The sequence below is a fragment of the Paracoccus albus genome, assembly GCF_027913035.1.
GTDB classification, from domain to species: Bacteria; Pseudomonadota; Alphaproteobacteria; order Rhodobacterales; family Rhodobacteraceae; genus Paracoccus; species Paracoccus albus.
The window spans coordinates 72,720-94,165 of record NZ_CP115776.1 but is presented as its reverse complement, the minus strand read 5'-3'; the positions used below and the strand labels follow the sequence as shown (position 1 = coordinate 94,165).

General features: G+C 61.3%; 18 protein-coding genes. 4 read left to right on the top strand and 14 right to left on the bottom strand.

Translation table 11 applies throughout. The annotated features are described in order from the left end of the window. Window positions 1-62 precede the first annotated feature (62 nt). Window positions 63-497, bottom strand: coding sequence for an Lrp/AsnC family transcriptional regulator (locus PAF20_RS17140; RefSeq protein WP_271073531.1), 435 nt, complete (start codon window positions 495-497; stop codon window positions 63-65). A gap of 128 nt (window positions 498-625) precedes the next feature. Here PAF20_RS17140 and ocd point away from each other — a divergent pair, with 128 nt between their 5' ends. Then, window positions 626-1,675 (top strand): ornithine cyclodeaminase, encoded by a 1,050-nt coding sequence (gene ocd / locus PAF20_RS17135; protein ID WP_271073530.1) that lies wholly within the window; start codon window positions 626-628, stop codon window positions 1,673-1,675. 82 nt (window positions 1,676-1,757) lie between these two features. Then, window positions 1,758-2,264 (top strand): cell wall hydrolase, encoded by a 507-nt coding sequence (locus tag PAF20_RS17130; RefSeq protein WP_271073529.1) that lies wholly within the window; start codon window positions 1,758-1,760, stop codon window positions 2,262-2,264. 84 nt (window positions 2,265-2,348) lie between these two features. Here the strand turns inward: PAF20_RS17130 and PAF20_RS17125 are convergent, their stop codons facing one another. Beyond that, entirely contained in the window at window positions 2,349-3,671 is a 1,323-nt protein-coding gene (locus PAF20_RS17125) for an aspartate aminotransferase family protein (RefSeq protein ID WP_271073528.1), read from the bottom strand. Between the two features lie 302 nt (window positions 3,672-3,973). On the opposite strand from PAF20_RS17125, the gene PAF20_RS17120 reads away from it, so the two are divergent. Continuing rightward, window positions 3,974-5,851 carry a Hint domain-containing protein gene (locus PAF20_RS17120; RefSeq protein ID WP_271073527.1) on the top strand — a complete coding sequence of 626 codons (1,878 nt, stop codon included), beginning with the start codon at window positions 3,974-3,976 and terminating at the stop codon, window positions 5,849-5,851. Window positions 5,852-5,909: 58 nt separating this feature from the next. On the opposite strand, the gene PAF20_RS17115 is transcribed toward PAF20_RS17120, so the two are convergent. Then, complete coding sequence (locus tag PAF20_RS17115) at window positions 5,910-6,374, bottom strand: Lrp/AsnC family transcriptional regulator (protein WP_271073526.1); 465 nt, start codon at window positions 6,372-6,374, stop codon at window positions 5,910-5,912. 108 nt (window positions 6,375-6,482) lie between these two features. Between PAF20_RS17115 and putA the strand changes: the two genes are divergently transcribed. Continuing rightward, window positions 6,483-9,890 (top strand): bifunctional proline dehydrogenase/L-glutamate gamma-semialdehyde dehydrogenase PutA, encoded by a 3,408-nt coding sequence (putA, locus tag PAF20_RS17110; RefSeq protein ID WP_271073525.1) that lies wholly within the window; start codon window positions 6,483-6,485, stop codon window positions 9,888-9,890. A gap of 73 nt (window positions 9,891-9,963) precedes the next feature. Here putA and PAF20_RS17105 read toward each other — a convergent pair whose 3' ends face one another. The 11 genes from PAF20_RS17105 to PAF20_RS17055 form a co-directional block, all read right to left on the bottom strand. Further along, the gene (locus PAF20_RS17105) at window positions 9,964-10,926 is read right to left on the bottom strand and encodes a dihydrodipicolinate synthase family protein (protein ID WP_271073524.1); all 963 of its coding nucleotides are present in this window, start codon (window positions 10,924-10,926) and stop codon (window positions 9,964-9,966) included. Window positions 10,927-11,063: 137 nt separating this feature from the next. Next, window positions 11,064-11,768, bottom strand: a complete 705-nt coding sequence (locus PAF20_RS17100) for a GntR family transcriptional regulator (RefSeq protein ID WP_271073523.1) — start codon at window positions 11,766-11,768, stop codon at window positions 11,064-11,066. Window positions 11,769-11,841: 73 nt separating this feature from the next. After that, window positions 11,842-12,870 carry a trans-3-hydroxy-L-proline dehydratase gene (locus PAF20_RS17095; RefSeq protein ID WP_271073522.1) on the bottom strand — a complete coding sequence of 343 codons (1,029 nt, stop codon included), beginning with the start codon at window positions 12,868-12,870 and terminating at the stop codon, window positions 11,842-11,844. Next, window positions 12,863-14,560, bottom strand: coding sequence for a cis-3-hydroxy-L-proline dehydratase (gene lhpI, locus PAF20_RS17090; protein ID WP_271073521.1), 1,698 nt, complete (start codon window positions 14,558-14,560; stop codon window positions 12,863-12,865). The genes PAF20_RS17095 and lhpI overlap by 8 nt, the downstream gene beginning before the upstream one ends. Next, a complete protein-coding gene (locus PAF20_RS17085; RefSeq protein ID WP_271073520.1) occupies window positions 14,557-15,558 on the bottom strand; it encodes a 4-hydroxyproline epimerase in 1,002 nt (333 codons plus the stop codon). The genes lhpI and PAF20_RS17085 overlap by 4 nt, the downstream gene beginning before the upstream one ends. Window positions 15,559-15,562: 4 nt before the next feature. Further along, a complete protein-coding gene (locus tag PAF20_RS17080; RefSeq protein ID WP_271073519.1) occupies window positions 15,563-16,792 on the bottom strand; it encodes an NAD(P)/FAD-dependent oxidoreductase in 1,230 nt (409 codons plus the stop codon). A 2-nt stretch (window positions 16,793-16,794) separates the two neighbouring features. After that, window positions 16,795-17,517: an amino acid ABC transporter ATP-binding protein gene (locus PAF20_RS17075; RefSeq protein WP_271073518.1), complete on the bottom strand. Its 723-nt coding sequence runs from the start codon at window positions 17,515-17,517 to the stop codon at window positions 16,795-16,797. Beyond that, complete coding sequence (locus PAF20_RS17070; protein ID WP_271073517.1) at window positions 17,510-18,163, bottom strand: amino acid ABC transporter permease; 654 nt, start codon at window positions 18,161-18,163, stop codon at window positions 17,510-17,512. The genes PAF20_RS17075 and PAF20_RS17070 overlap by 8 nt, the downstream gene beginning before the upstream one ends. Before the next feature lie 10 nt (window positions 18,164-18,173). Continuing rightward, a complete protein-coding gene (locus PAF20_RS17065) occupies window positions 18,174-18,839 on the bottom strand; it encodes an amino acid ABC transporter permease (RefSeq protein WP_271073516.1) in 666 nt (221 codons plus the stop codon). Between the two features lie 64 nt (window positions 18,840-18,903). Further along, complete coding sequence (locus PAF20_RS17060; protein ID WP_271073515.1) at window positions 18,904-19,713, bottom strand: ABC transporter substrate-binding protein; 810 nt, start codon at window positions 19,711-19,713, stop codon at window positions 18,904-18,906. A 173-nt stretch (window positions 19,714-19,886) separates the two neighbouring features. After that, window positions 19,887-21,401 carry an aldehyde dehydrogenase (NADP(+)) gene (locus PAF20_RS17055; protein WP_271073416.1) on the bottom strand — a complete coding sequence of 505 codons (1,515 nt, stop codon included), beginning with the start codon at window positions 21,399-21,401 and terminating at the stop codon, window positions 19,887-19,889. Window positions 21,402-21,446: the final 45 nt, after the last annotated feature.

Sequence of the window (21,446 nt, the reverse complement as noted above, 5' to 3'; positions counted from 1 at the left end):
GGGCTGAACTGCAACGCGTATCCTCGGCATCGCTTGATGCCGGGGGGCTTTCTGTCCGGCCTTCAAATGCTGGACAGCAGAATGCTCGTCTCGCTGTTCAGCACACCGTCCACCAGCCGCACATCGCGCAACACCCGATCGAACTGCGCCAGATCCTCGACCATGATTTCCGCGATCAGGTCCCACTTGCCGCTGGTGGTATGCAGCACCTGCAATTCCGGCAGTCCGCGCAGCTTGCGGATGACATGCGACGTATTACGTCCCTGAACCTCGATCATCATCACCGCGCGGATCCGGCTGGCGTCGTAATCGTCACGGACCCGCACCGTGAAACCTAGCACCGCACCAGAGGCAAGCAGCCGGTCCAGCCGCGTCTGCACCGTCCCGCGCGACACATCCATGATCTCTGCAAGCTTCGACACCGGCGCGCGCCCGTCCTGCCGCAGCAGGGCGATCAACTCACGATCCAGATCGTCAAAGACGTGCTTGCCGCTCATGACCTTACAAATTGTATATTAATAACCATGATTATGTAACAATAACCCGCAATTATCTGGCATTTTTGCCATATCTTTTGCAAATTGCAATGTAGATACTGTGCTTTCCTATCTGTTTGAGGTTTCTCATGTCCGCCAAGCCGTCCGATCTGGCCTATGTTCCTTTTGTCAGCGTCGAAAACATGATGCGCCTGATCCATCGCATCGGGATAGAGGAGATGCTGAAAGGTATCGCGGATTATATCGAACAGGATTTCCGCCGGTGGGAACTGTTCGACAAAACCCCCCGCGTCGCCAGCCACTCGGAAGAAGGTGTGATCGAACTCATGCCCACCTCGGATGGGGAGGTTTACGGCTTCAAATATGTCAACGGCCACCCCAAGAACACCAAGGAAGGCCGCCAGACAGTCACTGCTTTCGGACTGCTGGCCGATGTGGGCAATGGCTATCCGGTTTTGCTGTCGGAAATGACCGTGCTGACGGCCCTGCGCACGGCGGCGACCTCTGCCCTCGTGGCGCGCTATCTTGCGCCGAAGGGGGCCGATACGATGGCGCTGATCGGCAATGGCGCGCAGTCGGAGTTTCAGGCACTGGCGTTTCGCGCGATCTGCGGCGTGACCAGGCTGCGGCTTTACGACATCGACCCGGCGGCGACGCAGAAGGCGATGAGGAACCTTGAAACGCAGGGCTTCGACCTGACCGCCTGCGCTTCGGCGCAAGAAGCGATGGAGGGCGCGCAGATCGTCACCACCTGCACCGCGGACAAGCAATATGCGACGATCCTGACCGACAATATGGTCGGCGCGGGCATCCATATCAACGCCATCGGCGGCGACTGCCCCGGCAAGACCGAACTGCACAAGGATATCCTCAGCCGCTCTGACGTGTTCGTCGAATACCCGGCCCAGACACGGATCGAGGGCGAGATCCAGCAAATGCCCGACGACTTCCCCGTGACCGAGATGTGGCAGGTCATCGCCGGCTCCGCACCCGGCCGCCGCAGCGAAACCCAGATCACGCTGTTCGACGGCGTCGGCTTCGCGACAGAGGATTTCTCGGCCCTGCGTTATGTCCGCGACCAACTGGACGGCACCGGCCTGTTCCAGCAGCTCGACCTGCTGGCCGATCCCGACGATCCGCGCGACCTGTTCGGGATGCTGGAACGGGCGGCAATCTGATAAGCTGACATATTGCGACGACCCCGCCCCTGCTGCTAGCATGTTCCCAAAAAAGAACATGCAACGAGCAGAAAGACGGACAATGAAAATCAACCGCAAGATGCGGCTTGCCGCCATGCTGGCCCTTGGCCCGCTGGTTCTGGCGGGCTGTTCATTCGGATCGCGCCAGAACCAAGAAGAATGCATGGCCCGCGCGATGTATTTCGAATCCAACCGCTCCAGCCGCGACGGGATGATTGCGGTCGGCAGCGTGGTGATGAACCGCGTGAAATCCGACAAGTTCCCGGATACCGTTTGCGAGGTGGTGGGTCAGAAGAACCAGTTCGCCAAGGGCGTGCTGACCCGCAAGATGAATGACCGCTCTGTGCCGATGGTGCGGGAAGCCGCGAGATCGGTCATGCGCGGCGAGCGTCATCCGCTGATCGCAAATGCCACATTTTTCCATACGGCGGGCTACAGCTTCCCCTATGACAATATGCACTACGTGCTGACGACGGGCGGCAATGCGTTCTACGAAAAGCGCAAATCGGCACTGGTAACGCGCCCTTACCCGCCACCCGCGATTGAAGGCATCACCGGGCGGCGCTGAACGGCGATGTATCTACAGGATATATACAGCATATATGCGTGATATTTACGCCCCGTGCAGGTGCTTTGGCGGCCTGCACGGCACTCAGCCCAGCACATCCCGGATCGCGCCGGCCATGCGGTCGACCAGCTGATCGACCTCATCCGGCGTGATGATGTAAGGCGGCGCGAGCAGCACATGATCGCCCCTGACGCCGTCGATAGTCCCGCCCATCGGATAGCACATCAGGCCCCGCGCCATTGCCGCTTTCTTGATCTTCGCATGCGTTTTCAGCGCCGGGTCCAGAACATCCTTGCTGTCCCGATCCGCCACCAGCTCGATCCCGCGGAACAGCCCCCTGCCCCGGATATCGCCGACATTGGCGTGCTGGCCAAGTGCTGCCTCCAACCCTTCCTGAAGGCGCGCACCCATTGCGTTCACATTCTCCATCATCCCCGGTCGGGACATGATCTCGACAACCTTGTCCGCCGCTGCTGCTGCCATCGGATGACCGATATAGGTATGCCCATGCTGGAACAGGCCAGAGCCATCCCTGAAAGCGTCATAGATCTTTGCCGACAGCAAAACCGCGCCGACCGGCTGGTATCCCCCGCCCAGCCCCTTCGCGACGGTGGTGATATCGGCGACAACATCTTCCTGCGCCTGCGCGAAGATGCTGCCGGTCCGGCCCATGCCGCACATCACCTCATCCAGGATAAGAAGCACGCCATATTTGTCGCAAACCTCGCGGATGCGACTGAAATAGCCGGGGACCGCCGTCACCGCACCAAGCGTCGCGCCCACGACAGGTTCGGCAACGAAGGCAATCACCTCATCCGCGCCGAGCGTCAGGATCTTGTCCTCCAGTTCTGCGGCCAACCTTGCGGCATAGTCGTCCGGCGTCTCGCCCTCGGCCATGTCGCGATAGGCATAGCAGGGCGAAACGTGATGCGTTTCCGGCAGGATCGGCTGAAACTGCTTGCGCCGCCATTCATTGCCGCCCGTCGCCAGGGCACCGATCGTATTGCCGTGATAGCTTTGCCGGCGCGCGATGATATGGCGGCGCTGAGGCTGGCCGATCTCGACGAAATATTGCCGCGCCATCTTCAGCGCGGCCTCCACCGCCTCGGACCCGCCGGAGACGAGATAGACGTAATCCAGCCCGTCCGGCGCCAGATCGACCAGCCGATCAGCCAGAGATTCAGCCGCATCGGTCGTGAAGAAAGACGTATGCGCATAGGCAACCGCATCCATCTGCGCGCGCATCGCCTCCAGCACCTCGGCATTGCCGTGACCGAGGCTTGTCACCGCCGCCCCGCCCGATCCGTCGATATAGCTGCGCCCCTCGGCATCTGTGATCCAGACCCCCTTGCCCGCAACGGCGCGGGGCAGTTCAGGGCCAATATTACGATGCAGGATGCGGGTCATTGGGCGGTACCGACTCAGGTTACTTTCAGGCACTGACAGGTTTTCACCGGCAGCGCCTATGCGCAAGCACCAAGCACGCAGCACATCGGGCATTCGTTGTACAAAAGAACAGTTGCCACAGACATCCGCATGAAATTAAAAAATTAAGCAGTTATCAGGCAATGGCTCGTCGATTCGGCCGCAAATGCGGCTAGCAGTCTGAAGTAAGTTATGGGTTTGTCGCAATTGTTTTTCCTGCGGCGTCAGCTTCTTCAATGCATCGGGTCGGGTCCGATCAGGTTTTTGCATTGAGGAGGAAAAATATGCCAAGCTATACATATCAGATGATTTATATCGGCGACCTGACCGATATGGATACGGATGAGAGCAACAACACTGTTGAGGATGTCGGTGCGGTTATGGGTGGTCAGACCTATGGCAGCACGAGCGATCCGCTATTCGCCCATAGCATGCAGGTCACCTTGAACGACAACAGTGGGTCGGGCAATGTCGTTGCCTTGGACCACAATCAGGCGAGCAGTACCAACGAGGACACAATCTCATATACGCTAAGCGGCCAGTCATATGAGTTGGAGCTGGATCACACCATCCGTGTCCGCAACGTAACTGTCGTACAAGCAACCGGTCCTGGTACCACAAGAACCATTACAGTGCCGGTGCGTCTGATTCAGGATGAGAACGGCAACACATTCATTATGCCGCCCCCTTCAAGCGGCACTGAAACAGGTGAGCCGTCCCTTACGGAATATCCGATCGTCTCCATCAGCATCCCGAGCAATCCAGACTATCTCAGCAATTTTAGCGGCGTTGCTGTAAATCGCAGCGTCCTTCCGTTTAGAGACGGCTATGTTGATGGCACCTCTAGCGGTGAGTTGCTTGAGCCGGGCGTTTCTGACGAAGATGGTGATCGTGTCGATTCGGGCGATGCAACCCTTCCCGGTCACTCCGGCGACATGGACTACATCCGCGCAGCCGCGGGAGACGATACAGTGTATGCCGGCGTCGGCAAGGATACTGTCGAAGGCGGGTCGGGCAATGACATCATATACGGTCACAGCCCTACAGCGGACGATGGCAGCGCAGATTCGCTGGATGGAGGCACTGGTGACGATACCATCTACGGTCAGGGTGGTACCGATACGCTTGTCGGTGGCTCTGGTGACGATGATCTATTCGGAGGCGACGGGGCAGACACCCTGGGCGGTGGGTCGGGCCGCGATCTTCTGGATGGCGGAAATCAGGCCGACAGTTTGACGGGTGGCGACGGCTTCGACACCTTCATTGCGGGCAATGGCGATACGATCAGCGATTTCAACACCGCGACCGGTCAGGATTTCGGCGACAGCGATCAGTCGAATAACGATTTCGTCGATCTCAGCAGCTACTATAATCAGGCCACTCTGGACGCCTATAATGCGTCGGTCCCGGTTGGTGGGGATACATACGCGAACCCGCTGGAGTGGATGCGGGCGGATCAGGATGACGATGGCGTCCTGAACGAGTCAAACATCACACTGACCATCTCTGGCGTCGCTGGCAGCAATCTGACCTATGACAACACCAACGTCTGCTTCGGCGCCGACGCGCTGATCCGTACTGATGCGGGTGAGGTGGCCGCCGGCGATCTGGCTGTCGGTGATATGGTGGAAACCCGCGATGCCGGGCTGCAGGCGATCCGCTGGATCGGCAAGCGCAGGATGGACGCTGCGATCCTGAACGCCAACCCGAACCTTCGCCCGATCCGCATCCGCGCAGGTGCGCTTGGCGAGGGGCTGCCAGAGGCCGATCTGATCGTCTCGCCGCAGCACCGTATTCTGGTTCGCTCGAAGATCGCCCTGAAAATGTTCGGCGCGATGGAGGTTCTGGTTGCGGCCAAGCAGCTGTGCCAGATCGAAGGGATCGACGTGGCCCATGATCTGACAGAGGTCACATATGTCCACTTCCTGTTCGACGCCCATCAGATCGTGCTGGCCAATGGCGCGGAATCGGAATCGCTGTTCACCGGACGGGAAGCGCTGAAATCTGTCGGCCCAGCCGCCGCGGCAGAGATATTTGCGATCTTCCCGGAACTGGCTTTGGATGGTCACGTGCCTGTGGCGGCGCGCCAACTGGCATCAGGCCGCATGGGCCGCAAGCTGGCGGTGCGCCATATTCAGAATGACAGGCAGCTTCTGAGCTGAACGAAGGTACGATAACAACGGGCCGGGGAACGCCTCGGCCCGCTGCATTTAAGGATGCTCAGATTTCGGTCCAGTTCTGCTCGACCACCGCCTCCATCGCGACATAGCTGGTTGTCGCATGAATGAAAGGTAGCGACGAAATCTTCTCTGCCATGATCTGGCGGAAATGGGTCATATCGCGCGAGCGGACTTTCAGCAGGTAATCGAACCCGCCCGCAATCATGTAACACTCCTCGATCTCGGTGATGGACCTGACTCCGTCATTGAATTGTTCCAGAGCTTTCTGTCGGGTATCGGTCAGCCGCGCCTCGACATAGGTGACATGCGTCAGCCCCAGCGACAGCGGCGACAGGATGGCACGATAGCCCTGTATCAGCCCCATTTCCTCCATCTGGCGGATGCGCAGCGCGACGGGGGTTTTTGACAGCCCGACCTTTCGCGCCAGTTCCGTGATCGGGATGCGGGCATTGGCGACAAGCTCTGCCAATATCTTGCGGTTGGTGCTGTCCAGCTCTGCTGTCATGTCCAGATAGAACCCTGAAATAAGTCGATACGACTGGCATTCTGCGCCAATATGGACGCATCGTCCATGCATGATGGATTAAATCCCCTTTGAAAGATGGAGGATCAGATGCCAGCGACCGATTTCAGCCAGTTCACCCTTGATGCCAAGTTCCGGCACGCTGCCCCGTTGCTGGACGAGTTGATCGCACAGGCCGCACTGTCGCCGGAAGCGCGCGGCCGCATCAGCGACAACGCCGCCGATCTGGTCCGCCGCATCCGTCGTACCGATAAGCCAACGCTGATGGAACATTTTCTTGGCGAATACGGGCTGTCCACGCGCGAAGGCGTCGCACTGATGTGTCTGGCCGAGGCGATGCTGCGCGTGCCTGACCGCACCACGATGGACGCGCTGATCGAAGATAAGATCGCCCCATCCGACTGGGGACGGCATCTGGGAGAGGCGACCTCCAGCCTGGTCAATGCGTCCACCTGGGCGCTGATGCTGACCGGCAAGGTGCTGGATGACGACCAGCCCGGCATCGTCGGCACCCTGCGCGGCGCAATCCGCCGACTGGGCGAGCCTGTCATTCGCACCGCCGTCACCCGCGCCATGCGCGAGATGGGCCGCCAATTCGTGCTGGGCCAGACAATCGGCGCGGCGCTCGATCGGGCGAAGGGGATGGAGGAGCAGGGCTACAGCTACAGCTATGACATGCTGGGCGAGGCCGCCATGACCCGTGCCGATGCCGACCGCTATGCCCGCGAATATGCAGCCGCCATCCGCGCAATTTCGGCATCCTGCACCAAGGGATCGGTGCGCGAAAACCCCGGCATCTCGATCAAGCTGTCCGCGCTGCACCCGCGCTATGAAGTCGCACAGGAAGATGCGGTGCTGGCTGAGCTTGTGCCGGTCGTGCTGGAACTGGCGCAGGCCGCAAAAGCCGCGAATATGGGCATGAATATCGACGCCGAGGAACAGGACCGGCTTGTCCTGTCGCTGAAGGTCATCAAGGCGGTTCTGTCCGACCCCTCGCTGGCCGGATGGGACGGGTTCGGCGTCGTGGTGCAGGCCTATGGAAAACGCGCCGGTCTGGTCATCGACTGGCTGCATGACCTGTCGGCGCAGCTTGACCGCAAGATCATGGTCCGGCTGGTGAAGGGCGCCTATTGGGATACGGAGATCAAGCTGGCGCAGGTGGAAGGCCTGCCGGATTTCACGCTGTTTACCCGCAAGGTGGAAACCGATGTCAGCTATATCGCCAATGCCCGCAAGCTGATCGGCTATTCGGACCGCATCTATCCGCAGTTCGCCACCCATAACGCCCATACTGTCGCGGCGATCCTACATATGGTTGGCGACACGGATTTCGAGTTTCAGCGCCTGCATGGCATGGGTGAACGTCTGCACGAGATCGTCATCCGCGAAACCAAGGGGCGCTGCCGCATCTACGCGCCGGTCGGTGCGCATCGCGACCTGCTGGCCTATCTGGTGCGCCGCCTGCTGGAAAATGGCGCGAATTCATCCTTCGTTCACCAGATCGTCGATGAGGACGTCCCGCCGGAAGAAATTGCGCGCGACCCATTCGACATGCTGAACAGTGCAGAACCCCCTGCCCTGCTGGTCCAGCCAGAGGCGATTTTCGGCGCGCGGCGGGAAAACTCTGCCGGTTTCGACCTGACCGATGAGGCAGAGCTTGCGCGGATCACCGCCGCAACCCCGGCAAAGCTGTCCGATGCCAACCCGATCACCCTATCCGATCCGACGGGGAAGCAACGCGCCGTCGTGAACCCGGCCACAGGTGAAACTGTTGCACAGGTCACGGATGCCGATGCCGAAACCGTGGGTCGCGCCATTGCCGATGCGGCGGTCTGGGATGCACCCTCATCCGAGCGCGCAGCGGTGCTGCGTCGTGCGGCAGATCTTTACGAGGAAAACTATGGCGAAATCTTCGCCGCGCTTACGCGTGAGGCGGGGAAATCCCTGCCCGATGCCGTAGGCGAGCTGCGCGAGGCCGTCGATTTCCTGAGGTACTACGCACTTCAGGGGGAAGATCGTCAGGACGCCCCGCGCGGCATCTTCACGGCGATCAGCCCGTGGAACTTCCCCCTGGCCATTTTCACCGGGCAGATCGCGGCGGCCCTGATGGCTGGCAATGCGGTGCTGGCAAAGCCCGCCGAACAGACGCCGCTGATTGCCGCGATTGCCGTGCGCCTTCTGCATCAGGCTGGCGTCCCACGCGCGGCGCTGCAACTGCTGCCCGGAGATGGCGCGACGGTTGGTGCGGCCCTGACCTCTGACCCGCGCATCTCGGGTGTGGTCTTTACCGGCTCTACCGATACCGCAAGGATCATCGCGCGGGCGATGGCCGAGCATCTTGCCCCCGGCACGCCGCTGATAGCCGAAACCGGCGGGCTTAACGCGATGATCGTCGATTCCACCGCCCTGCCAGAGCAGGCCGTGCGCGACATCATCGCCTCCAGCTTCCAGTCGGCGGGTCAGCGCTGTTCGGCGCTGCGCTGCCTCTATTTGCAAGAGGATGTCGCCCCCCATGTGATCGAAATGCTGAAAGGCGCGATGGATCAGCTTTCCATCGGTGATCCGGCACTGCTTTCAACCGATGTCGGCCCTGTCATTGATCCCGATGCACAGCAGGAAATCAGCCGCTATATCGACGCTCAGACCGGCCGCGTGCTGCATCAGCTTGTGGCCCCGAGTGGGGGCAGCTTTGTGCCGCCGGTGCTGATTCAGGTCGATGGCATCGACGATCTGGAACGTGAGGTATTCGGCCCCGTGCTGCATGTCGCCACCTTCCGGGCCAGCGATATCGACAATGTGGTGAAGGATGTGAACGCACGCGGATTCGGCCTGACCTTCGGCCTGCACACCCGCATTGACAGCCGCGTTCAGGAAATCGCCGACAGTGTTCATGCCGGGAATATTTATGTGAACCGCAACCAGATCGGCGCCATTGTCGGCAGCCAGCCCTTCGGCGGCGAAGGGCTGTCAGGCACCGGCCCAAAGGCAGGCGGGCCGAATTATCTGCCCCGCTTCTATGCTGCCGAAACGGCCGCTCTGCCCGCTGGCAAGCCAAGCGGCGATGCGGATCCTGCAGCGATCAATGCGGCCCTGTCCGAGACGACCGCGCCAGAGATCGGGCAGCAGATCATGCCCGGCCCCACCGGAGAGCTGAACCGGCTGAGCCTTCATGCCCGCGAACCCGTCCTCTGCCTTGGTCCGGGCCGCGTTGCAGCAGCGGCACAGGCCGCAGCGGTCGAGGCTCTTGGCGGTCAGGCCGTCCGCGTCGACGGCGCGCTAGAACCAGCGGCACTCACCACACTGGAAGGTTTCTCTGCCGCGATATGGTGGGGCAATGCCGAAACCGGTCGCAGCTATGCCCAGGCACTTGCCGCACGGGAAACGGAAATCCTGCCGCTGATCTGCGCCATGCCGGATCGGGCCCATGTCGCGCATGAGCGACATCTTTGCGTGGACACAACGGCGGCCGGCGGTAACGCAGCCCTGCTGGCAGGCTAGCGCCAGAAGTGAAACCGGGCGCGCACATCACCTGTGCACGCCCGGTATAGAACCTGTGAACGCCGCGTCCTGATCAGGCGGCGTATTTCTGAACGGCACCGTCCTGCTGTGACCATTCGGCATACCACGCATCGAACAGTTTCAGCTGCGCCTCGGCATAGCCTTTCTGGCTGTCGCTCAGCGCGTCGGCTTCGTTGAAATGCAGACTGTATTCCGGCTGCCCCTTCAGCACCATCAGATGCTTGAAGTACAGCACCAGATCCGGCCCCTCGTCATAGGACGACAGCACAGCCAGAGCCTCTTCCAGTTCCTTCGCGCGGGCGCGTGCATCGGCATCGCCCTTTGCCGCCGCCTGACACAGCCCGACAAGATGCAGCACTTCTTTCGGCAGGACAGAGCCGATTCCGGTAATCGCGCCGGTCGCCCCGCAATTCACGAACCCATGAAAAACGCCGGTGTCCACGCCAATCATCAGCGTGACATCATCGTCGCCGCTGGTGATGTTTTCGGCGGCATAGGTCATGTCGGCAGGTCCGCCGAACTCTTTGAAACCGATCAGGTTCGGGTGTTCTGCACGCAGGGCAAAGAACAGATCCGCCTTGGTGACAAAGCCGTAGTAAGGGCTGTTATAGATGATCGCGGGCAAGTCGGGTGCCGCGGCGAGGATCGCCTTGAAATGCGCTTTCTGAGCAGCGGGTGACGGGCCGCGGGACAGAACGCGCGGGATCACCATCAGACCCTTTGCGCCGGCTTTCTGGGCGTGGGCGGCATGGGCCACCGCGCTTGCGGTGTTGATCGCGCCAGTGCCGACGATGACGGGCACGCCGGCCTCGGTCAGCCGCTTGACGCCTTCCATGCGCTGCTCATCGCTCAGCAGCGGCCAGTCCCCCATCGAGCCGCAATAGACCACCGCCGACATGCCATCAGCGATCAGCTTTTGACCGGTCGCGACAAGCGCGTCATAATCCGGGGTCCGGTCGTCCTTGCACGGGGTCATCAGCGCCGGGATGGTGCCGAAAAAGATCTGCCTGTCCATATCGCACTCCTAATGCTCATGCGGCCAGGGCACGGATCGAATCGGGCCGCGTATAAGTGCATTATATCTTTTGTATTTTATTTGTCGACATATATTGCGGACAGAATAACCTGCTGTAAAAACAGCCGGTTCTGGATTTACAGAGCTATATTCTGCCGCCGGTCCTTGGCCAGAAGGCTGCGGATCTGGCCGACGATCAGGTCGGCATGAACGGTCGCCAGCCTGTCGGCTTCATCGACATCCTGTGCCTCGATGGCCCTGACCATGCCTTCGTGACCGTCCGTGTCTGTCGCCGGCGGGGCATCATCATAGGATGAATAGTACAGACGCAGGATACGGCGCCCCTCGTCCAGCAGCCGGTTGAACAATCCGATATAATAGGGGTTGCGCCCGGCCTCGGCGATGGCGGCGTGAAAATTGCGGTTCGTCGCAATCATCCCAAGCGCATCGCGCTCTGCCAGAGCCTTGTCGAAAGCCGCCAGATGGGTCCGAATGATTTTCAGATCGCCCTCTGTCCGGTTCTCGGCCGCCAGTCGCGTCGTGACGCGATACATCAGCGTCAGCGCATCGAAGAAGTTGTGCATATTGATAAAGTCGATATTTGACACGACGGTGGAACGGTTCGGAAGCGTCGTGACCAGCCCCTCTCCGGCCAGCCGGACCAGGGCCTCTCGGATGGGTGTACGCGACATTGACAGGCGCTCGGCAAGCTGAATTTCGTCGATCGGGCTGCCGGGGGGCAGAACAAGGTCGATGATCTCATCGCGCAGGATCTCATAGACGAATTTGACGCCTTCGCCGCGCTTGCGTTCTGGAATGGCGGTGCCGCTGTTCTTGTTCATGCAACCTCTCTCAGTCGACAAGCTGAATACTGGACGCGGGACACTCGATCAATGTGAGAGTGTGGCAGGAGTGTCACCTTGCGCCCCAACTGTCGCTCAGCCGATAACCCTCTGGCCACGGATCATCGGGGTCGAGCATGTGCTGATGAATGCCGGTGATCCAGCCACGGCCAGAGATTTCCGGAATAATGGCGGGCCTATCCCCGACCCTCGTCGTGCTGACAATACGGCCCCCGAAGGTAGAGCCGATCAGCGATTCCGCCGTCAGGTGATCTGCCTGTGTCATCTCTCCACGCGCGTGCAGCAGCGCCATGCGTGCCGAAAGCGCCGTCCCGGTGGGAGAGCGGTCAACCTTTCCCGGCTGTATCGCCACAGCTGCCTTGACCCGCAGCCCGCTTTCGTCACGCGTCAGCGCCCCGGCAAACAGACAAAAGCTGAAATGTTTCCAATCGGGCAGCGTGGGATGGCTAAATGTAAGCTGTTCGTTGGCCGCATTGGTGATCCGCACACCCAGCCGGGCGATGTCATGCGCCTCATCCGGGGTCATCGCGAAGCCCATCGCGGCTGGGTCGACGACCACAAAGCTGTCACCGCCAAAGGCCGTATCCACGTTCAGCGTGCCGAGGCCTTCTACCTCCAAAGTCTGCTCAAGCGGGCCGGCAAAACTGGGCAGGTTCTGCACGAAGATGCGCTGAGCCTTGCCGTCGCGACATTCGGCGCGGACGCGGACGAGCCCGCCCGGCGCTTCCAGCGTCAGACGGGTTTCGGGTTCCTGCATCGGGATCAGCCCGCCATCCAGCAGCACTGTTGACACGCAGATAGAGTTGGAGCCGGACATTGGCGGCGTGTCCTCTGGCTCCATGATGATGAATGCCGCATCGGCGTCAGGATGCTTGGGCGGCACCAGCAGGTTCACATGGCGAAAGACACCGCCGCGCGGTTCGTTCAGGACAAAATTGCGCAGCTTGTCATCCTGCGCAATCCAGCGGGACTGTTCCCAGATCGTGTCGCCGGGGGGTGGCATGACGCCGCCTACGATGACATCCCCGACCTCACCTTCGGCATGGGCAGAGATGACGTGAACAGTTTTGCTGCTACGCATGAATGCTTCCTTCGCTGAGGCTCAGCCAATCGGGCAGTGATTTAGGGGCGATGCCGGACAGGGCGGCGTTTGCGCAATCGGCAAGGCTGCCAAAGCGCATTGCCCGGCCCGACAGGCCCGGCCCGTAATGGGCATATTTCCCGGAATTGGTCATGATGGTGCGGGCATCGGCAGGGAACACAGGTTCGGTTATCGAACACCAGCAAAGATCGGGGACGACCTGAACGCCGGATTGTTCAAGCCGCTTCAATGTGCCATCGACATTCAGCGTTCTGATGATGCTGCGCCCGGCGGTCACAATGGTCGAGGCCCGCACCGGCCTGCCGTTCAGAAGCCGCGCGAGTTCGCGGCATTCATTCGCCGATGCATGGGGGCTGCCGATCGCAACCAGATCAATATCCTCTGGGCCGCTGTTCAGTTCCTGCCACGCGCCCGACAGGTCTCGAACTGAGATATTCGCACGATCCGCAAGTGGTTTCGGCGGCAGGTTTGCCTCTGGCGTGACACCGGCCACATGCAGCATCGGCGCGGCAGAGGTGGTGCCGAAAGCCGCACAAAGCGCCTTCAGATCGTCGGCTGTCGGGTGCAGAGCCGCAAGCCCACGCAGCAGCGGAATACGGTCGGGCGATTTCAGGCCTGCCTGATAACCAGCCAGTGGCCAGAAGCTGTCATCCGCGCCGGGCGGAACTTCGAAATCCAGAATGCGGGTGGGGCGGCGTTCCTCTTCCAGATAGACGCCGGACAGGGGGGCCCGGCCAGTCACCGCGATACAAAGGTCCAGATAATCCGGGTGTTTCGGCGTCCGGGCACCAAGCACGCTGTTGGCATAGATCACGGCGTTGGATTCGGCCCATGCGATATCTTCGGCCAGGTTGGGGCGGTCATCCAGCTGATAGGGCGCGCAGGTGAAGGTCGGCTGGCAGCCCATGCGGGTATAGGCGTCAGCCAATCGCGACGCCTGCTGGCCAAAGACCAGCGGCACGCCCTGCCCCTGCCAGTTCTGCCGATCAACCGAAATCGCATTGATCGTCGTCGGAACGCGGACCTTTGCGCCGATCCGCGCCATCCTCTCGGCGAAGATCAGATTCGCCTGATTGGCGAGGATGCAGCCGTCGATATGGCCGCGTGTGACATCGGTCAGCCGGGCTGCACCCTGAAGCCGCGCGACCGTGCGGATGATCTTCATGGCAAGTGCAGGTGCCTCACCACGGCTGCCCCGCAAGACGGCCTCGTCTTCAGCGGTCAGGTGCAGATTATCGGAGGGCAGGTCGTCAATTGGCAGCGCGATCCCATTGCCGCTGATCCGGTCCGTTGAAATCCGCAGAAATGGGGCTTGTGCCAGCCTGCCGAAATCTTCGGAGGTGACGCGCAAGACAGGCATGGTCTTGCCGAACATCTCGGCCCCGATCAGCGCACCAAGTGTTGCCACGTTCTCGGCTTCCGAAAAGATCAGCACGGCGGGGGCGTTTCCGTTCAGCATCAATTCCAGAATGACGCCAGAGCCAGAGCACGAGCCGCGGCTGGTCGGCATCATCACGACACGGCCAGAGAGGTCTTCGAAGAATGCGGGATGGTGCGTGTCAATCACCCTCGCATTTTCAGGGTCTACCCCGCCCCAGAAGCTGAGGCCCTGATCCATCGCCAGAACCGGGCCTTCACCCGTGCCGGGCAGGATGCGGGTCGCGGTCATTTCACCACGAAGCCATGCGCGAAGGGGTCGCGGTCGTCGATGAAGATGGTGTTATAGCCCGTCATCCGCGCCCATCCGGCGATGGAGGGGACGATTGCGCGGCGTCCCGCGACCTCTGTTTCGGCTTCCACGCGGCCCTTGAAGATCGAGCCGATGATGGATTCGTGCCAGAACTCGTCGCCTGCCTTCAGCTTTCCCTTGGCGGCAAGCTGCGCCATGCGGGCGGATGTGCCGGTGCCGCAGGGGCTGCGATCAATGGCCTTGTCGCCGTAGAAGACGGCATTGCGGGCATGGGCGCCGTCCTGCGTGGGCGCGCCGGTCCAAAGGATATGCGACAGACCATTGATCTCGGGGTGTTCGGGGTGGATGAATTCATATTTCGCGTTCAGCGCGGCGCGGAGTTTCGGGGAAAAGCCGACCAGCTCGCCCGCAGAGAAGTCCGCCATGTCTCGGAAATTCATCTGCGGTTCGACGATGGCGTAGAAATTGCCGCCATAAGACACATCGACGGCGATTTCGCCCAGACCCTCGACCTCTGCCGTCAGGCCCTCGGCATAGAGGAAGCCGGGGACATTGGTCAGACGGACCTCTTCGACGAAGCGGCCTTCCTGAACGTAGCTGATATCGACTTTGCCCGCCGGGGTTTCGATGGACAACCGGCCCGGCTCGCGCGGGTGGATCAACCCGTTTTCGATGCCCATGGTGATGGTGCCGATGGTGCCGTGGCCGCACATGGCCAGACAGCCCGAGGTTTCGATGAACAGCACCGCCACGTCGCAATCGGGCCGCGTCGGCGGATAGAGGATGGTGCCCGACATCATGTCATGCCCGCGGGGTTCGAACATCAACCCGGTGCGGATCCAGTCGAATTCGCGCAGGAAATGGGCGCGTTTCTCCAGCATATTCGCGCCCTCCAGCCGGGGGCCGCCGCCCGCGACAAGGCGAACCGGGTTGCCGCAGGTATGGCCGTCGATGCAGGAAAATGTGTGCGTTGCCATGGTGTCAGAACCGCGATGGGGCGAATGGTTGCAGGTCGATTGCGGGGGGTTGGCCGGTGACAAGATCGCTGACCAGCCGGGCCATTGCAGCGGATTGGGTCAGGCCAAGATGGCCATTGCCGAAGGCATAGGTCACGCGACGCCCGGCACCCGAAGGCCCGATAACCGGCAGCGTGTCGGGAAGCGATGGCCGGAAGCCCATCCATTGCCGACCGCCTTCCGTCTTGAGGCCCGGCAGGAACGCCTTGGCCTTTTTCAGCATCGCATCGGCGCGTTTATAGTTCGGCGGCGCGTCCAACCCGCCCAACTCAACCGCCCCGCCGACGCGGATGCCCGTATCCAGTTTCGTGACCATGAAGCCATGCCCGCCAAAGGTAATCTGTGCGCGCAGGTCCACGGCATCGGGCGGCAGAGTGGTGTTATAGCCGCGCTCTGTCTCCAGCGGGATCCTGTCGCCGAGGGTCCGGGCGATTCGATGCGAAAACGCGCCCGCCGCCAGCACCACATGCGGCACGCGGCGGGTATCGTTGATCGCAACTTCGTCGCCGTCGATCCGCAGCGAGGCAACCTCTGCCTTTTCGATCACCCCGCCGCGTTCCACGAAGCGTTCAGCCAATGCCAGCGTGTAATCCTTGGGGTCCGAAATCGACCAATAGGCCGGCGTGAAGGTGCCGCTGATGAAACGAGGGGCGAGGCCCGGCTGGATCTCGTCCATCTCCTCTCGCGTCAGATGACGGAAATCGAAGCCGTGACGTTTCCGGGCCTGCCATGTGGGCAGGAAGGCGCGGAACTCGCGTTCGGACTCGTAGGGTTGCAGGTTGCCATATTTGCGCAGCAGATTGCCGTGGCCGTTGGCGGCAAGGAACGGCTCCAGCTCTGCCCGCGCGAGATCGATGATCGCGGTCTGCGCATCGGTCGAATGACGCACCCGGTGCGGCAAGGAGGCAGCCGCAAACCGTGCCATCCACGGCGCGATCTTCAGCGCATAGCGGGGCGGCACGGACAAAGGCCCAAGCGGGTCCAGCAGCCATTTCGGCGCTTTCAGCAGCGTGCCGGGGGATGCAAGCGGCATGATCTCCGAAAAGGCAAAGCAGCTTGCATTGCCCGCCGACGCGCCCGCCGCAGGTCCTTCGCGATCCATCACGGTGACGGCCAACCCCCGCGCCTGCAAAGCGAGCGCAGAGGAAAGGCCGATCACGCCGGCCCCGATCACGATCACATCCGGCCCGGTCATGGCTAATGCGTCGCAGAGAGGAACTGTTGCAGGTTCGGGTCTTTGGGGTCGCCGAAAAGCTCATCCGGTGGGGCGATCTCGGCCATGACGCCCTGATGGAAAAAAGCCACGCGGTCAGAGACCTCACGCGCAAATTTCATCTCATGCGTGACGCAGATCATCGTCATGCCCTCGGATGCCAGCATCCGCAGCGTGTCCAGAACCTCACCCACAAGCTGCGGATCAAGGGCCGATGTCACCTCATCGAACAGCATGTAATCGGGCGACATCGCCAAAGCGCGGGCAATCGCCATACGCTGCTGCTGCCCGCCCGAGAGACGCCCCGGATACACGTCCAGCTTGTCGCCAAGGCCCACATGGTTCAGCTGCTTTTCCGCCATTGCCTCGGCCTCGGCCTTGGGCTGTTTCAGCACCTTGCGCGGGGCCAGCATGACGTTTTCCCTGACCGTCAGATGCGGGAAGGCGTTCCATTGCTGGAACACGATGCCGATCTTTTGGCGCAGCTTGTTCAGGTCGGTGGACTTGGCGTGAACCTCTGTCCCGTCAACGGTGATCTTGCCAGCCTGTATCGGCTCCAGCCCGTTGATACAGGTCAGAAGCGTGGACTTGCCCGAGCCGGATCCGCCGATGACGGTCAGCACCTCTCCATTCGATACGGTCAGGTCGATGCCTTTCAGCACCTCTAACGCGCCGAAGGATTTGCGGACGTTTTCGATCTCAATCATTGGACCACCGTCTTTCCAGATAACCGCCGATACGTGCGACGGGGAAGCTGATGAGGAAGTAGAACGCGCCGCAAATGGTCAGCAGCAGCAGCGGTTCCTGCAGGCGGGTAATCAGGATCTGCGTGGATTTCAGCAGTTCCGTCACCTGCACGACATAGACAAGGGCGGAATCCTTCATGACCCCAAGGGCCAGCCCGATCCAGCTTGGCAGCGCCACCCGTGTGGCCAGCGGCAGGACGATATTCATCATGTCCTGCCCCCAAGTCAGCCCAAGCGAGCGCGAGGCCCGGCGTAGCGTCAGCGGCACCGCCTCGATCCCGCCGCGCACGATTTCCGCGCAATAGGCGGATGTGTAAAGCGTCAGCACGATACAGGCCACGGTCAGGCCCGACAGCCCAAGCCGCAGTACCGTGCCAAGGAAGGCATAGGTCAAAACAAGCTGGATTAGCAGCGGGATCGAGCGGAAGATGTCCAGCACGAACATCAACGGCGCGGACCAAACCGGCCCAAGCTGATAGCGGATCACCCCGAAGATGATGCCAAGCACCGTCCCGAAGAAAACCGAAAGCACGGTCACGAAGATCGTCATCCCCGCGCCCTTGGCAAGGAATATAAGGTCATTCAGCGTCAATGCGGTATCGAACATGGCAACCCCCTCAATACCGGAACAGACGGCGAGAGATCAGCCAGGCACCCGCCTGAATGATCTTGACGATGATGTAGAAGATTACCCCGGCCATCGCGAAAAGCTCGAACGTGCGGAAGGTCAGCGCGTTCAGGTCCTGCGTGACGCCGTAAAGGTCCATATTCATGCCGACCGTGACACCCAGAGAAGTCATCAGAACGGCCCAGACCATCTGGTTGGTGATCGTCGGAAAGGAAATTCGGATCATCTGCGGCAACACGATAAAGCGGAAAGCCTGCAGATCCGACATGCCAAGCGAGCGTCCCGAACGCGGCTGCGTATCGGGAATGGCTTTCAGGGCGCCGCGGAAGTTCTCGGCCAGATAGCCGGCATTGTTGAAGGTAATGCCAAGCAGCAGCGATTGATAAGGCGACAGATGCAGCCCAAGCCCGGCCAGTCCGAAATGCGCCATATAGATCTGGAACAGCGCCGGTGTGTTGCGCGCGATTTCCACCCATGTTGTCGCGATACCGCCCAGAATACGGCTGCCGGACCTGCGGAACAGCGTCAGCAGAATGGCGAACAGAATGCCGATCACCATCGACAGGATCGCGATCTGCATGGTGATAAGCGCGCCGTCCAGCATCTCTGGCAAGCGGTTCCACGCCTGACGCCACTGGAATCTGTAGTTGAACATCTCCGCCCCTCGTCTTTACGAAAAAGCGGCGCGGATTGGTCCGCGCCGCTTGATGGCGGTAATCTTAGCGATAGACGCCCTGAATGGTCAGATCGGCGGGCTCGCCTTCACCAACCCATTTTTCATAAAGCTCGGCATAGCGGCCGGTGCGAACCTGCTGGTTGATGAACAGGTTCATATAGTTGATCAGCCCCTGCTCTTCCCGCAGCGCGATCAGTGCGACGTAATCCGGAACCATCGGCGCCTTGTCGACGATCTTGATGCCGGGGAAGTTGCCGGAATCGACATTCGCTTCGGCGACTTCAACGGTGGAAACGGTGGCGTCCAGCTGGCCCTGGCTCAGCGCGAGGAACACGTCCGCCTGATTCTGATAGGGGCGGAATTCGCCCTCGCCCCATTCATTCACCCGCTCTTCCAGCCAGATTGCCTCATAGGTGCCGGCGGTCGCGCCGACCGTCTTGCCCTTGAGGTCCTCCCAAGTGGACATTTCCACGCCTTCATTCGCGGTCACGGCGTTCTCAAAGGCGTAGTAGGGAATGGTGAAACCAACCGTCTTGGCGCGTTCCAGCGTGTCCGAGGTCGACGCGACGCCGATATCCACCTGACCGGAAACGAGCGCCGGAATACGTTCGGGGAACGTGGTTTCAACGATCTCTGCCTCGACACCAAGGGCGGCGGCAAGGTCGTTGCAGTAATCGACATCAAAGCCCTGCGGCTCGTTATTTTCGTCGCGCGACCCCATGGGCGGGAAGTCCAGCACAACTGCGCAGCGCAGCGTGCCCGAGCCGATGATATCGTCCAGCTTGTCGGCAAAAGCCGGGCCGGTAATGGCGGTTGCCGCGATTGCAGCGAAGGTCAAAGCCTTGGTTTTCATTTGGTTTATTCTCCCTGTCTGGTATGCGGGTCCTATCAGGACCGATTCCATATGATTTTTATCGGTCGCATGGGCGCGAAAAGCAAATACAAAATACTTTTTGTATGCAAAGTTTCGGCAGGCGGCGCTAAAATAAGCATGGCCGGGCGCCGATGATGCGCCCGGCGGGTGGGTTACCCCAGATCCCTTGGCATGATGCTTTCGGGGATATTCTGGAAACTGACCGGGCGCAGGAATCTGCGGATGGACAGGGTGCCGACCGAAGTTGCGCCGAAATTGGTGGAGGCCGGGTATGGGCCGCCATGGACCATGCTGTCGGCGACCTCGACGCCGGTGGGGAAGCCGTTGGCCAGCACGCGGCCGGCCTTGCGCTCCAGCACCGGAAGCAATTGACGCGCGGCCTCGGCGTCGGCCTCATCCATCTGGAGCGTCGCGGTCAGCTGACCCTCGAACCCCTTGGCGAGCGCGACCATTTCATCCACGCCGCCGACCCGGATCACAAGACCCAAGGGGCCAAAAACCTCTTCGCCCAAAGCGTGATCCTGAAGATAGGTCTGCGCGTCGGTTTCATAAAGGTTCGGGCTGGCCTCGCGCCCCGTGCTGTCGGTGGTGACGATGGGTTTCACGCTGTTGCGCCCGTCGAAACGCGCCTTGCCGTCGCGATAGGCCTTCGCGATACCGCCGGTCAGCATGATCTGCGGGCCGACCTCGTTCAACGCGTCAGCAGCGGCCTGCACGAAGGCGTCGCCCGCCGGCCCCTGCTCTACCACGGCGATGCCGGGATTGGTGCAGAACTGGCCCGCGCCCATGCTCAGCGATCCGGCCCAGCCCTTGCCGATTGCGGCCCCGCGGGCCTGCGCGGCCTCGGGCAGGACGAACATCGGGTTCACAGACCCAAGCTCTCCGAAGAACGGGATCGGCTCTGGCCGCTGCGCGCACAGATCGAACAGCGCCCTGCCCCCGCCCAAGGATCCCGTGAAGCCCACCGCCTTGATAAGCGGATGCTGGACCAGGGCCTGCCCGACCTGACGGTCGCCGCCCTGAATCAGGCTGAACACGCCCTTGGGCATGCCGGTCGCCTCAATGGCGGCATGGATCGCTTCGGCCACGATCTCGCCGGTGCCGGGATGGGCGGAATGGCCCTTCACCACGACCGGGCAGCCCGCGGCGAGCGCCGCCGCCGTATCCCCGCCGGCCACCGAAAAGGCCAGCGGAAAGTTCGAGGCCCCGAAGACCGCGACCGGCCCGATCGGCCGCTGGATCATGCGCAGATCGGGGCGCGGCAGGGGCTGGCGCTCGGGCAGTGCCTCGTCATGGCGGCGGTCCAGATAATCGCCCTTGCGGATGTGATCGGCGAACAGGCGCAGCTGGCCCGTCGTCCGCCCCCGCTCGCCCTGAAGGCGCGCCTCGGGCAGGCCGGTTTCCTGCGTGCCGATTTCGGTGATCCGATCGGCGCGGGCCTCCATCTCATCGGCGATCGCGTCGAGGAACTTCGCCCGGTCCTCGCGCGACGTATAACCGTAGGTCCAGAACGCATCCTCTGCAGCTTCACAGGCGCGATCCACCAGATCGACCGTGCCGACCGAAAACTGATGCGAAGGACCATGCGCCGGCTCCGACGCAAACTGCCGGTCACCGCCAACCCAGTCGCCAGCGATAAGATGTTTGCCGTGGGGGGTGAAATGCATATCCATGTCCTTTTCAGAAAATAACGCCGAAGATGCGCGGCCGGT

What these genes read in the sequence shown, in the direction of transcription:
- PAF20_RS17140 (WP_271073531.1), bottom strand. Translation starts at nt 497, where the DNA reads ATGAGCGGCAAGCACGTCTTTGACGATCTGGATCGTGAGTTGATCGCC.
- PAF20_RS17130 (WP_271073529.1), top strand. Translation starts at nt 1,758, where the DNA reads ATGAAAATCAACCGCAAGATGCGGCTTGCCGCCATGCTGGCCCTTGGC.
- PAF20_RS17075 (WP_271073518.1), bottom strand. Translation starts at nt 17,517, where the DNA reads ATGATTGAGATCGAAAACGTCCGCAAATCCTTCGGCGCGTTAGAGGTG.
- PAF20_RS17055 (WP_271073416.1), bottom strand. Translation starts at nt 21,401, where the DNA reads ATGCATTTCACCCCCCACGGCAAACATCTTATCGCTGGCGACTGGGTT.
- PAF20_RS17120 (WP_271073527.1), top strand. Translation starts at nt 3,974, where the DNA reads ATGCCAAGCTATACATATCAGATGATTTATATCGGCGACCTGACCGAT.
- putA (WP_271073525.1), top strand. Translation starts at nt 6,483, where the DNA reads ATGCCAGCGACCGATTTCAGCCAGTTCACCCTTGATGCCAAGTTCCGG.
- PAF20_RS17060 (WP_271073515.1), bottom strand. Translation starts at nt 19,713, where the DNA reads ATGAAAACCAAGGCTTTGACCTTCGCTGCAATCGCGGCAACCGCCATT.
- ocd (WP_271073530.1), top strand. Translation starts at nt 626, where the DNA reads ATGTCCGCCAAGCCGTCCGATCTGGCCTATGTTCCTTTTGTCAGCGTC.
- PAF20_RS17070 (WP_271073517.1), bottom strand. Translation starts at nt 18,163, where the DNA reads ATGTTCGATACCGCATTGACGCTGAATGACCTTATATTCCTTGCCAAG.
- lhpI (WP_271073521.1), bottom strand. Translation starts at nt 14,560, where the DNA reads ATGACCGCGACCCGCATCCTGCCCGGCACGGGTGAAGGCCCGGTTCTG.
- PAF20_RS17125 (WP_271073528.1), bottom strand. Translation starts at nt 3,671, where the DNA reads ATGACCCGCATCCTGCATCGTAATATTGGCCCTGAACTGCCCCGCGCC.
- PAF20_RS17105 (WP_271073524.1), bottom strand. Translation starts at nt 10,926, where the DNA reads ATGGACAGGCAGATCTTTTTCGGCACCATCCCGGCGCTGATGACCCCG.
- PAF20_RS17085 (WP_271073520.1), bottom strand. Translation starts at nt 15,558, where the DNA reads ATGGCAACGCACACATTTTCCTGCATCGACGGCCATACCTGCGGCAAC.
- PAF20_RS17100 (WP_271073523.1), bottom strand. Translation starts at nt 11,768, where the DNA reads ATGAACAAGAACAGCGGCACCGCCATTCCAGAACGCAAGCGCGGCGAA.
- PAF20_RS17095 (WP_271073522.1), bottom strand. Translation starts at nt 12,870, where the DNA reads ATGCGTAGCAGCAAAACTGTTCACGTCATCTCTGCCCATGCCGAAGGT.
- PAF20_RS17080 (WP_271073519.1), bottom strand. Translation starts at nt 16,792, where the DNA reads ATGACCGGGCCGGATGTGATCGTGATCGGGGCCGGCGTGATCGGCCTT.
- PAF20_RS17115 (WP_271073526.1), bottom strand. Translation starts at nt 6,374, where the DNA reads ATGACAGCAGAGCTGGACAGCACCAACCGCAAGATATTGGCAGAGCTT.
- PAF20_RS17065 (WP_271073516.1), bottom strand. Translation starts at nt 18,839, where the DNA reads ATGTTCAACTACAGATTCCAGTGGCGTCAGGCGTGGAACCGCTTGCCA.